This window comes from Aliivibrio sp. A6 (assembly GCF_028765505.1).
Lineage (GTDB): Bacteria > Pseudomonadota > Gammaproteobacteria > Enterobacterales > Vibrionaceae > Aliivibrio > Aliivibrio finisterrensis_A.
Window position 1 is genome coordinate 16,305 of sequence record NZ_JARACR010000013.1, and the last position, 14,768, is coordinate 31,072.

At 41.9% G+C, this 14,768-nt stretch carries 14 protein-coding genes; 6 read left to right on the forward strand and 8 right to left on the reverse strand.

All coding sequences use genetic code 11. The annotated features are described in order from the left end of the window. Positions 1 to 222: 222 nt before the first annotated feature. Entirely contained in the window at positions 223 to 942 is a 720-nt protein-coding gene (gene ompR, locus PVK70_RS09415) for an osmolarity response regulator transcription factor OmpR (protein WP_130047964.1), read from the reverse strand. Positions 943 to 1,153: 211 nt separating this feature from the next. Here ompR and PVK70_RS09420 point away from each other — a divergent pair, with 211 nt between their 5' ends. Continuing rightward, positions 1,154 to 1,894 (forward strand): ParA family protein, encoded by a 741-nt coding sequence (locus PVK70_RS09420; protein WP_130047965.1) that lies wholly within the window; start codon positions 1,154 to 1,156, stop codon positions 1,892 to 1,894. A 23-nt stretch (positions 1,895 to 1,917) separates the two neighbouring features. Here the strand turns inward: PVK70_RS09420 and pyrE are convergent, their stop codons facing one another. Both pyrE and rph read right to left on the reverse strand, forming a co-directional pair. Beyond that, positions 1,918 to 2,559, reverse strand: a complete 642-nt coding sequence (gene pyrE, locus PVK70_RS09425; protein ID WP_130045090.1) for an orotate phosphoribosyltransferase — start codon at positions 2,557 to 2,559, stop codon at positions 1,918 to 1,920. 247 nt (positions 2,560 to 2,806) lie between these two features. Continuing rightward, positions 2,807 to 3,523 (reverse strand): ribonuclease PH, encoded by a 717-nt coding sequence (gene rph / locus PVK70_RS09430; protein ID WP_130045092.1) that lies wholly within the window; start codon positions 3,521 to 3,523, stop codon positions 2,807 to 2,809. Positions 3,524 to 3,683: 160 nt separating this feature from the next. On the opposite strand from rph, the gene PVK70_RS09435 reads away from it, so the two are divergent. Then, a complete protein-coding gene (locus PVK70_RS09435; RefSeq protein WP_130047966.1) occupies positions 3,684 to 4,547 on the forward strand; it encodes a YicC/YloC family endoribonuclease in 864 nt (287 codons plus the stop codon). An 81-nt stretch (positions 4,548 to 4,628) separates the two neighbouring features. On the opposite strand, the gene PVK70_RS09440 is transcribed toward PVK70_RS09435, so the two are convergent. Next, a complete protein-coding gene (locus PVK70_RS09440; RefSeq protein WP_130047967.1) occupies positions 4,629 to 5,054 on the reverse strand; it encodes a phosphate-starvation-inducible protein PsiE in 426 nt (141 codons plus the stop codon). Positions 5,055 to 5,295: 241 nt separating this feature from the next. Here PVK70_RS09440 and gmk point away from each other — a divergent pair, with 241 nt between their 5' ends. From gmk to trmH, 4 genes are all read left to right on the forward strand, one after another. After that, entirely contained in the window at positions 5,296 to 5,919 is a 624-nt protein-coding gene (gene gmk, locus PVK70_RS09445; RefSeq protein ID WP_130047968.1) for a guanylate kinase, read from the forward strand. 108 nt (positions 5,920 to 6,027) lie between these two features. Next, on the forward strand, positions 6,028 to 6,300 hold the full coding sequence (gene rpoZ / locus PVK70_RS09450; protein ID WP_060993374.1) for a DNA-directed RNA polymerase subunit omega: 273 nt from the start codon (positions 6,028 to 6,030) through the stop codon (positions 6,298 to 6,300). A gap of 54 nt (positions 6,301 to 6,354) precedes the next feature. After that, positions 6,355 to 8,481, forward strand: a complete 2,127-nt coding sequence (gene spoT / locus PVK70_RS09455) for a bifunctional GTP diphosphokinase/guanosine-3',5'-bis pyrophosphate 3'-pyrophosphohydrolase (RefSeq protein ID WP_130047969.1) — start codon at positions 6,355 to 6,357, stop codon at positions 8,479 to 8,481. Between the two features lie 219 nt (positions 8,482 to 8,700). Then, the gene (trmH, locus tag PVK70_RS09460) at positions 8,701 to 9,390 is read left to right on the forward strand and encodes a tRNA (guanosine(18)-2'-O)-methyltransferase TrmH (RefSeq protein WP_130047970.1); all 690 of its coding nucleotides are present in this window, start codon (positions 8,701 to 8,703) and stop codon (positions 9,388 to 9,390) included. Between the two features lie 332 nt (positions 9,391 to 9,722). Here the strand turns inward: trmH and PVK70_RS09465 are convergent, their stop codons facing one another. The 4 genes from PVK70_RS09465 to typA form a co-directional block, all read right to left on the reverse strand. Further along, positions 9,723 to 10,622, reverse strand: a complete 900-nt coding sequence (locus tag PVK70_RS09465) for a bifunctional GNAT family N-acetyltransferase/hotdog fold thioesterase (RefSeq protein ID WP_130047971.1) — start codon at positions 10,620 to 10,622, stop codon at positions 9,723 to 9,725. Between the two features lie 257 nt (positions 10,623 to 10,879). After that, the gene (dtd, locus tag PVK70_RS09470) at positions 10,880 to 11,314 is read right to left on the reverse strand and encodes a D-aminoacyl-tRNA deacylase (RefSeq protein WP_130047972.1); all 435 of its coding nucleotides are present in this window, start codon (positions 11,312 to 11,314) and stop codon (positions 10,880 to 10,882) included. Further along, entirely contained in the window at positions 11,286 to 12,218 is a 933-nt protein-coding gene (locus PVK70_RS09475) for a virulence factor BrkB family protein (RefSeq protein ID WP_130047973.1), read from the reverse strand. Before PVK70_RS09475 ends, dtd begins: the two co-directional genes overlap by 29 nt. A gap of 313 nt (positions 12,219 to 12,531) precedes the next feature. Beyond that, a complete protein-coding gene (gene typA, locus PVK70_RS09480; protein WP_130047974.1) occupies positions 12,532 to 14,367 on the reverse strand; it encodes a translational GTPase TypA in 1,836 nt (611 codons plus the stop codon). Positions 14,368 to 14,768: the final 401 nt, after the last annotated feature.

The window sequence follows — 14,768 nt, forward strand, 5'->3', positions numbered from 1 at the left end:
AAGGGGGAGGCTGGGAGGGGGTCAAGAACTAACAGCGCATAATCAAGTTAGCTATGAACTCAACTCCAACTTCACCGCAATAACCCCTCCCTAGCCCTCCCCTTATCAAGGAGAGGGAACTGTATTTTTGACGCTTCAATGACAACGATCCCCCCTGAAACCTGCAAGGGAGCCTGCGACCGATCTGAACTCTGCTTTTAACGCTCTTCCTCGCCCCTGATCTTACGCTTCTGCCCCATCAGGAACAAACACATAACCTAATCCCCATACCGTTTGGATATAACGAGGACGGCTTGGATCTTCTTCAATCATGCGGCGAAGACGAGAAATTTGAACATCGATAGAGCGTTCCATTGCTGAATATTCACGGCCACGCGCCATGTTCATCAACTTATCACGCGACATTGGCTCACGCATGTTCGTCACAAGTGATTTAAGTACTGCAAACTCACCAGATGTTAGTGGCATCGGCTCTTCGTTACGGAACATCTCACGGGTACCTAAGTTTAGACGGAACTCTCCAAACTCAACCATTTTGTCTTCTGCGCTTGGTGCACCAGGTGCTTCAATTACTTGACGACGCAGAACCGCACGAATACGCGCTAATAGTTCACGTGGATTAAATGGTTTTGGTAGATAATCATCTGCACCCACTTCTAAACCAACGATACGATCAATTTCATCGCCTTTTGCTGTCAGCATTAAAATCGGCAACATATTGTTCGCGCTGCGTAAACGGCGGCAAATAGATAGGCCATCTTCACCTGGCAACATTAAGTCCAATACCATTAGGTGAAACGTTTCACGAGCCAATAAGCGATCCATTTGCTCACTATTAGCTACACTACGTACTTGAAAGCCTTGCTCTGATAAATAACGCTCTAATAACGAACGAAGGCGAGCGTCATCATCAACTACTAAAATCTTATGGTTTTCTTGCATGGGCTTAACCTCAATATATGTCTTATTTCAGTTTACTCGTAACTTTAAGCAATAGAAGTGCTATTTCATAAAAAATGAGAGGTGAAATTGTTACTTTTTATGTAACAGCTTCAAGTTTTACGTATAAAATAAGGTATTAGAGTAAATTTACATGCCATATTGACTACTTAATCAATAAGAAGTCATAAGCACGATAGATTAGTGAGTAAATATGTTAGTCGGATATAAACGAGCACAATGCAAAAAGGTTCTAGTTATCAACCGTAAAGGTGGTGCTGGGAAATCAACTTTTGCGATTGCAATGGCATCTTTCTACGCTCATCAAAATGTGAAAACTGAAATTATCGATCTTGATCCTCAAGGTACAAGTCATTTTTGGGGAAGTAAAAACGATGGGGTTAGAACAACTAAATTTTTACCTTCTTCTAATGTGCCTTTTTCTTTAGCTTTGCGATTAGAAGCAGATACTCGAATTACGGTAATTGATTCGCCTTCTAACTTTAGTCAATTTGAGATGGAAAAATACATTTCAATGGTGGATAAAATAGTCTTTCCAGTACAACCCTCACCCATTGATGTCCACTCTATGCTAGGGTTTATTAAAGATTTAATTAAATCTCCTGCTTTTAAACAAAACAATGTTGAGCTTGCGTTTGTGATCACTCGTTGTAAAGAAAACAAACAAGGCACCGAGTTCGTTCATAAAGTGCTACAACACATGAAATACCCGCTATTAGGAACTATGTCTGAGAGCCAGGCATATCAAAATATGTTTTCTGAAAAGAACAGCTTTTTGATCCATCATCCTGATTTAGATAAACCACTATGGCAAAACATGAAGCAGTGGCTAGATGTTGATATGACACCACCACAACCACCAGAACCTGAAATAAAAAAAGTGGCTGAGCCGAAGCCAACCACTTATCGTTCTCTATTGAAAAGGCGCTATTAGTGCCTTATGTTTGGTGTTTGAAATTAGATACCAAACTCTGCACGGTACGCTTTTACCGCTTCAAGTTGCTCAGCATTACCGCCTTTTTCTTCTAAGAATGAGATCAAGTCAGTTAAGCTTACGATTGAGATAATTGAACAACCAAAATCACGTTCAACTTCTTGAATCGCAGATAACTCACCTTTGCCTTTTTCTTGACGATCAATCGCAACAAGAACGCCAGCCAGATCAGCACCATTTGCTTGGATGATTTCCATTGATTCACGGATTGCGGTACCAGCCGTAATCACGTCATCCACTAGCATAATACGACCTTCAAGAGCGCTGCCGACTAGGTTGCCACCTTCACCGTGATCTTTTGCTTCTTTACGGTTAAAGCAGTATGGCTTATCTGTGTCATGGTGATCCGCTAACGCTACCGCTGTGGTTGTTGCGATTGGGATACCTTTATACGCAGGGCCAAATAGCACATCGTAATCAATACCTGAATCTGCCAATGCTGCCGCGTAAAAACGACCTAGACGCGCTAGATCACGACCGGTATTAAATAAGCCAGCGTTGAAAAAATATGGGCTTGTGCGGCCTGACTTTAAAGTAAACTCACCAAATTTTAGTACTTCTTTCTCAAGGGCAAATTCAATAAACTCACGCTGGTATGCTTTCATTTTCATTCTCTCTTTTTAAAAAATAGACGTAACAAGTTACTTAAGAGCGCTTCGCTTAAGACGGACTCCGTCCTTGAGACGCTTCGCTAAAGAAAATCAAAAGAACACAATGTATTCAATATTGCTCTTCTTCATTCTTTAGCAGCTTGCTGCGTCTTAAGCGCAGCGCTCTCAAGGCAAAGCCGTCTGCTTTGCTCTTTTTACACATAAAAAAATAGCCCCTGAATTAGGAGCCATTAAAAATCAATTATTCGGCCAATGCCGCTTTCTGCTTCTCAATAATATCATTGATGCCCTGTTGCGCCAGAGCCAGCATGTCTAACAATTCTTGGTGAGAGAACGGCGCTTCTTCTGCCGTGCCCTGCACTTCAATCATCTTACCGTCTTCCATCATTACGACGTTCATATCGGTATCGGCTGCTGAGTCTTCTACATACTCCAAGTCACAAATTGCTTCGCCGTTGTAGATACCAACAGAAACCGCAGCAACGTGGCCTTTCATAGGGTTCGTCTTTAACTTGCCCGATGCAATCATGTGGTTGATAGCGTCTGCTAATGCAACACTTGCGCCTGTGATAGATGCTGTACGAGTACCGCCATCCGCTTGGATAACATCACAATCGACCGTGATCATTTGCTCACCTAGTGCTTCTAGGTCAACAGCAGCACGAAGGCTACGAGCGATCAGACGTTGGATCTCCATCGTACGACCACCTTGTTTACCGCTTGCTGCTTCACGGCGATTACGAGTGTGTGTTGCGCGAGGTAGCATGCCGTATTCAGCCGTTACCCAACCTTTACCTTTGCCTTTTAACCAGCGAGGAACATTTTCTTCAACACTTGCAGTACAAATTACTTTTGTATTACCAAATTCAACTAATACAGAACCTTCTGCGTGCGCAGTAAAGTTACGAGTAAGAGTAATTGGACGGACTTGCTGAGCTGTTCTTCCGCTAGGACGCATGGCAGATACCTTGATTATGACAAATTGTCGGCGATTATACCGAACTCGTATAATAAAGCATAGCTCCCGTTTCTCTAGTTACTCACTATTGCGCTTATCTGTTATAGTATCGCGATATTTTATTCATCATCCTTCCTATTGATGATTTGAGGACGCTTACATGATCTACAGTATGACGGCTTATGCACGCCGCGAAGTAAAAGCTGATTGGGGTAACGCTGTGTGGGAAATCCGCTCAGTAAACCAACGTTATTTAGAAACTTATTTCCGTATGCCAGAACAGTTCCGTGGTTTAGAGCCTGTTCTTCGTGAGCGTTTCCGTAAGCGTCTTGCTCGCGGTAAAGTAGAATGTCATCTACGTTTTGAAGCAAACAACGCAGCAAGCAACGAACTAAAAATTAATGAAGATTTAGCTCGCCAAGTAATTAAAGCGGCGCAGTGGGTGAAAACAGAATCTGGCGAAGGCGGCATTAACCCTTTCCAAGTTCTGCAATGGCAAGGTGTGATGGAAGCGCCTGAGCAAGATTTCGACTCTATCAATAAAGAACTATTGGCGGAATTTGAACTGGCTGTGAATGATTTTGTTGAAGCTCGTGCGAGCGAAGGCGAAAACATGAAAGCACTGATCGTTCAGCGTTTAGATGCGATCACTGAAGAAGCGGCAAAAGTTCGTGCTCGTATGCCTGAGATTCTAGAATGGCAACGTAACCGTCTTCTAACTAAATTTGAAGATGCGAAAATTGAATTAGATTCTTCTCGTGTTGAACAAGAGCTTATCCTTCTTGCTCAAAAATCTGACGTAGCTGAAGAGCTTGATCGTTTAGATTCACACGTAAAAGAAACAACCAACGTAATGAAGAAAGGCGGCGCTTGTGGCCGTAAACTTGATTTCATGATGCAAGAATTTAACCGTGAAGCAAATACGCTGGCGTCTAAATCTATTAGCACAGACATCACAGCATCGGGTGTTGAGTTAAAAGTACTTATCGAACAAATGCGTGAACAGATCCAGAATATTGAATAATCAGTTCTGATCACCGCTTACAAAAAAGCCTCGTTGATGCATATCTTCGAGGCTTTTTATTATCTGGATTGGAATTACTCACTACTCATCATAATGTTTGTTTTCGTTTATTTCATATGGCCAATAATGATGCCCAACACGGATCAATAATGTCGCTGCTGCAAGGATAAAGGCCGCTAACGCCAACCAAACCACTAATACCGCATCGATCTCTTTCATTCCTAGCGTGATGTAACGAGCAATGGCCATCATGGCGATATAGATAGGGTAACGCACCGGGATTTTTCCGTTCATCACAAATTGCTGCACCATGGCCAACACTTCAAGGTAGATAAACATCAATAAAATATCGGTTAACTGGATCTGTCTTACAGAAAACACATGGATAAATTCATTCACCATGGCAAATAAGGTCGCTAATGTGATCGCAACCAACAGAACCGCCTCTAAAATATGAAATACTTTTAAGAAGGGCTTACTAAATGATTTGGGTAAATGAGAAGGCATAAGGAGTTATCCACCGTTATTGCTATAATAAATATGATAATTAATTGGTTGCACTCTAATGATAGTGCCAAGCCAAGTTAACACAAAATTATTATTTCAATTAGCGTATTTATTTCATTCAAATTAATTCTTGATTGTGCTATTCTTCGCCACCCAATTTTCTATGCTTCGCATCCATCTTTATTTTACCTTTTAAAGTGTAACTTAAAGAGAAATGCCATAACTCCCAAGAGAATCTATCATGAGTAAAGGTACACTTTATATTGTGTCAGCGCCAAGTGGTGCTGGTAAGTCGAGTTTGATCACGGCACTGTTAGAAAGCAACCCAACTTATGCAATGAAAGTCTCTGTGTCTCATACTACTCGTGGTATGCGTCCAGGAGAAACTGATGGTGTTCATTATCACTTTATTCAGAAAGAGCATTTTGAAGAGTTGATTGGAAAAAATGAATTCTTAGAATATGCGGAAGTGTTTGGTAATTATTACGGAACCTCTCGTGTATGGATCGAAGAAACGCTTGATAAAGGCATTGATGTATTCTTGGACATTGACTGGCAAGGCGCTCGTCAAATCCGTGAACAAATGCCTTTAGCAAAAAGTGTGTTCATTTTACCTCCATCAAATGGAGAACTTGAACGACGCCTAAATGCACGTGGTCAAGACAGCGATGCTGTTATTGCTAAGCGCATGAGCGAAGCAAAGTCAGAAATTTCTCACTATGATGAATACGATTATGTGATTATTAATGATGACTTTGATACTGCACAAATGGACTTCCGTGCCATTATCCGTGCAGAGCGTTTAAAGCAAGACAAACAAACTATGAAATACAAAGGTATGTTAGACGCGCTATTAGCTGACTAATTTCTTCGTATTTCTATTAGTATCTCGTAACCCTAGCTAGAAACTTATACTAGTTACTTGTATACTTTCTCAACATATAACTATTTTTGTTAATAAATTGGAGTCCTCATGGCACGTGTAACCGTTCAAGACGCAGTTGAAAAAATCGGCAACCGTTTCGACCTTGTTTTAGTTTCATCTCGTCGCGCACGTCAAATGCAAACTGGTGGTAAAGATGCGCTAGTGCCTGAAGAGAACGATAAAACGACTGTTATCGCTCTTCGTGAAATTGAAGAAGGCCTGATCACTAAAGAATTACTTGATGCTCGTGAACGTCAAGAGCAACAAGAGCAAGATGCCGCTGAATTAGCAGCAGTAAGCTCAATCACACACAATCGTTAATCTCTATAATCTTTATATAGATTATAAATTACAGCAAACCTGACGGGGCGAAATTTGGATTTATTCGATAGCCTGAAAGATGTTGCCAAAGATTACCTGCCAGAGCCTCACATTGAGGCTCTTCGTCGATCTTACCTGGTAGCAAAAGAGGCCCATGAAGGGCAGACTCGCTCAAGTGGCGAACCTTACATCATTCACCCAGTAGCTGTGGCTCGTATTCTTGCAGAAATGCGACTCGACCATAAAACGCTAATGGCTGCACTGCTTCACGATGTTATTGAAGATACTGAAGTTAGCAAGGAAGAGCTAGCAGAACAATTTGGCGATACGGTTGCTGAATTAGTGGATGGCGTTTCTAAGCTGGACAAACTCAAGTTCCGCGATAAAAAAGAAGCGCAGGCTGAAAACTTCCGAAAAATGGTCATGGCGATGGTGCAAGACATCCGCGTTATTTTGATCAAACTTGCTGACCGTACCCACAACATGCGTACATTAGGTGCATTACGCCCTGATAAACGTCGTCGCATTGCTCGTGAAACCTTAGAAATATTCTCTCCTTTGGCGCATCGCCTTGGTATCCACAACATTAAAACTGAGCTTGAAGAGTTAGGTTTTGAAGCCCTTTACCCAAATCGCTATCGCGTATTAAAAGAAGTGGTAAAGTCTGCACGTGGTAACCGTAAAGAAATGATCCAAAAAATTCACTCTGAAATTGAAGGCCGTATTGCTGAAGCTGGCATCACTGGTCGAGTGATTGGTAGAGAGAAAAACCTGTTCGCTATTTACAATAAAATGAAAAATAAAGAGCAGCGTTTCCATACTATTATGGATATCTACGCGTTCCGAGTGATTACTGACAATGTCGATACGTGTTATCGCGCACTAGGCCAGGTTCATAGTATTTATAAGCCTCGCCCAGGCCGCATTAAAGATTACATTGCGGTACCAAAAGCCAATGGTTACCAATCGCTTCACACCTCTATGGTTGGCCCTCATGGTGTTCCTGTTGAAGTGCAAATTCGCACTGAAGATATGGAGCAGATGGCAAACAAGGGTGTTGCTGCACATTGGTCGTACAAAGAGGGTGATAACTCTAGTACTACCGCTCAAATCCGCGCTCAGCGCTGGATGCAAAGCTTACTTGAACTTCAACAAAGTGCAGGTAGCTCATTTGAATTTATTGAAAACGTAAAATCGGATCTATTCCCGAATGAAATTTACGTTTTCACACCAAAAGGCCGCATTTTTGAACTGCCTGTTGGCGCAACCGCGGTTGATTTTGCTTACGCTGTTCACTCTGATGTTGGTAACAGCTGTGTTGGTTCACGCGTTAACCGTCAACCTTACCCTCTAAGTAAACCACTGAAAAGCGGACAAACGGTTGAGATCATCAGTGCTCCAGGTGCGCGTCCAAATGCAGCTTGGTTAAACTATGTAGTGACCTCAAAAGCTCGTACTAAGATCCGCCAAGTACTGAAAACCATGCGTAAAGAAGACTCTGTGATTTTAGGTCGCCGTCTACTTAACCATGCGCTGGGCCACAATGTCTCTCTGGATGATATTTCACAAGATAACATTACTCATGTTCTGTCTGATCTTAAGCTTGCAGACACTGAGGATTTACTAGCGGCCATTGGTCTTGGTGAGTTAATGAGTATTGTGGTTGCTCGTCGTCTACTTGGCGATGCGGATGAACTAACAGAGCAAGACTCATCAAACATTGAAACCAGTACAGGTAAAAAATTACCTATCCGTGGTGCTGATGGTATTTTGCTGACCTTTGCTAATTGTTGTCGTCCAATTCCTGGCGATCACATCATTGCTCATGTAAGCCCTGGCCGTGGTCTTGTGGTTCATATGGAAGAGTGTGCAAACGTTCGTGGTTATCAAAAAGAACTTGATAAGTACATGGGAGTTGAGTGGGCTGATGAATTTGATCAAGAATTCGCGACTGCTCTGGATATTGATATTCAGAACCACCAAGGTGCATTAGCCGATTTAGCCAATGTAATTGCAGGTACGGGCTCAAATATCCGTGGTATTAGTACCGAAGAGAAAGACGGCCGTTTATACACAATTACGGTTGAATTAACGGCTAAAGATCGTACGCACTTAGCGGAGATCATGCGTCGAATTCGTGTTATGCCACACGCACTTAAAGTTCGTAGACATAAGAACTAAAGGCAGTGCGACTTCGTCTTAAGGGCGCTTCGCTTAAGGAACAGCAAGCTGCCTGAGGACGCTACGCTTAAACATTCAAGAGCAATAAAAAGATAGTAATCTCTTTAATTTGCTCTTCTCAAGCGTAGCGACTGTGGGACGAAGTCTTCCTTAAGCGAAGCGACCTTAAGCAGCTTGCTGCGCCCTGCTCTTACTCACCTATTTCAAGAAATAAAAATCATGAACTTAGAACGCTATCAACGAATTACTTCCGTATTAAAAGCTCGTCAAACTGATCTTACTCTGTGCTTAGAAGAAACCCATAAATCCAATAACGTTTCTGCCATTGTTCGTACAGCCGATGCAACCGGCATCCATAAGATTCATGCGGTATGGCCAACAGAGCAAATGCAAATGCTTGGTCATACGTCTGCAGGTGCTCGTAACTGGGTTGATGTTGAAACTCATAAAAGTATTGGGGACGCTGTCTCTGTTTTAAAAGAGCAAGGCATGCAAATTTTAGCAACTAACTTGTCTGATACGGCAGTCGATTTTCGTGAAATTGATTACACCAAGCCAACCGCTATCATTTTAGGCAGTGAAAAAACTGGGATCAGCAAAGAAGCATTAGCCCTCGCAGATCAGGATATTATTATTCCTATGGTCGGTATGGTGCAATCTCTGAATGTTTCTGTTGCTAGTGCATTGGTTTTGTATGAAGCACAACGTCAACGCGATTTAGCCGGTATGTATGACCGTGAAGAGAGTATGTTACCAAAAGAGTACATCAATAAGGTGCTGTTTGAGCGTGGCCACCCTGTACTTGCGAAAGTAGCCAAACGTAAAGGTCTTGAATTGCCGCAGCTTGATGAAACTGGGCAGATCGTTGCAGATGAAGCGTGGTGGGCAAGAATGCAGGCGGCGGATTAAGAGCAAGAACTTAGGGTTCAGATCGGTCGCAAGCTCCCTTGCAGAGTTTAGGGGTGATCGTTGTGATTTCAGAGATTACAATACTGTTCCCTCCCTTTAATAAGGGGAGGGTTAGGGAGGGGTCATTGCGATACAGGTAAAATTGAGTACCAATCAACCTTAATTATACGCAGTTGGTTCTTGACCCCCTCCCAGCCTCCCCCTTAGTAAGGGGGAGGAGCTAAAAGCCAAAAATAAAACCTCTGAGCTCTGCTCTTCCTGAACCCTGAATCCTTTAGGACGAAGTCCGTCCTCAAGCGCAGCGCCCTTCAGCAACTTGTTGCGTCCTACTCTCAATCCCTCATCAACATAAACGTCCCAATAAACTCGGCCGCAGGTTGATCCCCATTACATAAATCAACCTTCACTTTCACTCTGGCTCTCTTGCCTGATTTCAAGCGGTCAAAGTCCCCTTGCAAACAGTTTAATGACGTAATGCCTTTTGGATTTTCGGTGATCGGTTGGCGATAACGAATATGACTGTCTACCAACATAATACTGGTTGCATCTAAACCTTGCTCTTTTAGCAGCAGCCATACCATCCCCCAAGCAGTGAGGGTTCCCATGGTAAAGATGCTGCCTGCAAACATCGTATTATGAGGGTTTAGATTCGCATTTAAAATCGCACTGACTTCAAAGCGATAACCTGTATATTGGGTGATTTTTATGCCCATTTTATCACTGATTGGAATTTCATTTTCCCAACGTTTTTGAAGCTCTGCGCACCAATCTGGACGTCGAAGTACATCAGCCAGAGGATCTAAATGTTTAAGCATTTGTTGGTGACGAATTGGGCCTCTCTCATCACTCAGTTCACCTTGGTTAGTAAATCCATTTCTCACATAGAAAGGAATTGCATCTTCACGAGCATTACATACTAAGCGTTTAGCGTTCTCTTGGCGCGCATAAGACTCCAGAGCCACTAAAATCAATGCGCCTATACCTTTACCTCGACAATGTGCTGCAACGGCCATATAGCGAATTTGGCCATCATTATCAGGCGTTAAATATAAACGCCCTACTGCGACAGGTTGATCACGACCATCTAAAATCATTCGATGTTGGCTCATGTCATCATACGCATCACGCTCAGAGCCTTCAGGCTGACGCCAGGGCTCACGCAATACTTGCCAACGAAAATGGTAATACGCTTTTAATTCCGCGTCTGTGGTTGGTGTGATCAATCGAAACATATAAATCCTTTTATTGTTGTTAGGGGTGAGGAAGAGCTAAGGGTTCAGAGGACACAATACAGTTCCCTCCCTTTAATAAGGGGAGGGTTAGGGAGGGGTCATTGCGATACAGGTAGAATTAAATGCGAATCTACCTTGATTATACGCTGTTAGTTCTTGACCCCCTCCCAACCTCCCCCTTACTAAGGGGGAGGAGCAAAACAGCAAACGCATCTAAACTCTCAGCTGTCACCCTTCATAGAATCTCGCCCTTGCCTTTAAACCTGCAACCAGAACGTCACTGGACCATCATTCACTAGCGACACCTTCATGTCCGCAGCAAAACGTCCTCTTTGAGTATGTAACTTCTCTTCACATAAGTCAGAGAAGTAGTCATATAAGCGCTCTGCATCCACAGGATGCGCCCCTTTTGAAAAACCTGGGCGAGTACCCTTCTTTGTATCTGCAGGCAGCGTAAATTGCGATACAACCAATACGCTACCATTTACTTGTTGCACATTTAAGTTCATCTTACCGTCTTGATCTTCAAAGATTCGGTAAGTTAATACTCTTTCCATTAGACGCTTAGCTTTTGCTTCATCATCTTCTTTTTCAACGCCTAATAAAATTAATAAACCTTGATTAATTTCACCGGTAATCTCGCCATCTACTTTTACAGCAGCTTCACTTACTCTCTGGATCAGTGCTATCACTTTCTATCAACCCTTGTTGTTCTGTTAATGCTTTAATGTCTGATTCCAATATATTAGTGCTTACCTTACCAGCTCTCCATCCCTCAAACTCGCCGAGACTTGCTGTAATTTCAGCGCCAATTAAGACAATAATCCAACATAAATAAACCCAAACAAATAAAATTGGTACCGCAGCCAACGCGCCATAAATCACTTGGTACGATGGAAATTGTGTTATGTATTGCGCAAACCCCACTTTACTAAACTCAAATAAGCAACCTGCAGACATAGCTCCAACAAGCGCATGCGTTATTCGAACCTTTTTGTTCGGCACTAATAAATACAAACCAACAAATGCTGAGAACGACAATATGATAGGCAACCAACCTAATAAAGTCCGGTAAAAACTCGACACTATTTCATCATCCATGATCTTTAGTGAAGTCACATATGACGTCGCAGCTAAACTTGCACCGACTAATAAAGGGCCTAAAGTTAAGATCATCCAATACAAAGAAAATGAATACATTGGACGACGCTTTTTCTTTACTCGCCAAATATAATTCAAGCTTTTATCGATAGCAGAAATCAGCATTACTGAAGCAACAAATAAGAATCCAGAACCGACCGCCGTCATCTTTCCTGTATTAGAAATAAACTCTTTTAAACTGGCTTCAACTGCATCACTGGCAGCGGGTACAAAATTCTGAATCACAAATGCCTGTATTGTGTCTCCTGCACCAGAGAAGATTGGAAATTGCGACAATACAGACAATAAAACGGTAATTAACGGCACCAAAGACAATAACGTAATATAGGCCATATATCCGGCGCTGACGGTTAGTCTGTCATGGATAATCCGTTGCTTTAAGAAAAGCAGATATGACCAGCTAATCCTTAGCTTATGTTTGATTTTTTCTTCCATCAATTCACTCTTTATTATATATCAACGCTTACATATACCAATTCAAGTGAGTAAGTGTCTAGATAATTGCGTAGGAAAAATAGATTAAAACAAGGCATAAACTGCAATAACTAGTGGGCCTAATTATAACCAATCTTTGCAAACGAAAAGCATAACGCAGTTATAATCTATTTTAACAAGCAAGAATGAACACCTACTTATTTGAGTTGGTATCATCATAACAGATAAAAAAAATCCCTTCGTAGTTGCCTACAAAGGGATTTAAAATTTTATTTGATTTGTGATTTAACTAAAGCTAAATCCGAATCAATAATTACTTAGGTGCACGACCAGCACGTTTACGATCGTTCTCTGTAAGATGACGCTTACGGATACGGATGCTTACTGGTGTTACTTCTACTAGTTCATCATCATCGATGAATTCTAGAGCTTGCTCAAGTGTGTATTTGATAGCAGGAGAAAGCGTTTGAGCTTCATCAGTACCAGATGCACGTACGTTAGTCAGTTGCTTACCACGTAGACAGTTGATAGTCAGGTCGTTAGCACGGTTATGAATACCGATGATTTGACCTTCATATACTTCATCACCGTGCTCTGCAAATAAACGGCCACGATCTTGAAGGTTGAATAGAGAGTAAGTTACTGCTTTACCCATACCGTTCGAGATTAATACGCCGTTAGCACGTTGACCAATTTCGCCACCTTTGTGTGGACCGTAGTGATCAAACGAGTGGTAAATTAGACCAGAACCAGACGTCATTGTTAGGAATTCAGTTTGGAAACCGATAAGACCACGAGAAGGCATCATGAAGTCCATACGAATACGGCCTTTACCATCTGGAGCCATATCTGTTAGCTCACCCTTACGGATACCGATGTTTTCCATGATTGCACCTTGGTGCTCTTCCATAACATCGATAGTTACTGTTTCAAACGGTTCTGTTAGAACACCGTTTTCATCATGTTTGATGATAACTTCTGGACGAGATACTGCTAGCTCGAAACCTTCACGACGCATGTTTTCGATCAGGATAGATAGGTGAAGTTCACCACGGCCTGATACGCGGAATTTATCTGGATCTGACGCTTGCTCAACACGTAATGCTACGTTATGAACTAGTTCTTTTTCTAGACGCTCAAGGATGTTACGTGAAGTAACGAACTTACCTTCTTTACCAGCGAAAGGTGAGTTGTTTACTTGGAAAGTCATTGTTACTGTTGGTTCATCAACAGACAGTGGCTTCATCGCTTCAACGTTGTTTACGTCACAGATTGTGTCTGAAATTTTCAGCTCACCAAGACCTGTGATTGCAATGATGTCACCAGCATTTGCAACTTCAACTTCGTGACGGTCAAGACCTAGGTAACCAAGAACTGTACCTACTTTACCATTACGCTTAGAACCATCTGCGCCTACGATAGTTACTTGTTGGTTTGCTTTTACAGAACCACGAGTAACACGACAAACACCGATAACACCAACATAAGAGTTGTAATCTAGTTGAGAAACTTGCATTTGTAGAGCACCGTCGATGTCTACGCTTGGCGCATCTACGTTATCAACTACTGCTTGGAACAATGGTTCCATGTTTTCGCCAGTCTCGCCTTCTTCCATTGTTGCCCAGCCGTTAAGTGCTGATGCGTAAACAGTAGTGAAGTCTAGTTGCTCATCAGTTGCGCCTAGGTTGTCGAATAAATCAAAGATTTGATCCATAACCCAATCAGGACGAGCACCAGGACGGTCAATCTTGTTGATTACAACGATCGGCTTAAGGCCGTGTGAGAATGCTTTTTGTGTAACGAAACGCGTTTGAGGCATTGGGCCGTCAACAGCATCTACGATAAGAAGAACAGAATCAACCATAGACATGATACGCTCAACTTCACCACCGAAATCGGCGTGTCCAGGAGTATCTACGATGTTGATGCGGTAATCGTTCCAGTTAATTGCTGTATTTTTAGCAAGGATCGTAATACCACGCTCTTTCTCGATGTCGTTCGAGTCCATTACGCGTTCTTCAGTCTCACCACGAGATGATTCTAGTGTGCCTGATTGTTGTAATAGCTTATCAACCAAGGTTGTTTTACCGTGGTCAACGTGCGCAATAATTGCGATATTTCTTAGTTTATCAATCTGTGGAGTAGACATGGATTCAAATTCACTCAGAGCATGTAGAGCCACCATTGGCACTACTTGGTTTAAAAACGGTCAATAATTTAACAGATTTTAGCGCAAAACCCACGAAATATGTGATTAAAGACACAATTATTTTTAAATTAATTTAATACAGCCCCAAAAAACGCTGTAAAAACGACCAACTCTAGCGAGATTTATGCAATCTAGTTAATAACTTTATTATCTTTACCAAAAAACTAAAGGATATAATTATCAACACCTTAGGAGCAGTATTGTTACTAATAATTTAATTTCATGTTGGAATTAGATTGACAAATTTTCCATTTCACTGCTGAATAGCGGATAGAAGTAATTAATGACAATTTATTTTTATCTGCACTTTCCTATTGCAACGCACAATAATGGTGCAAACA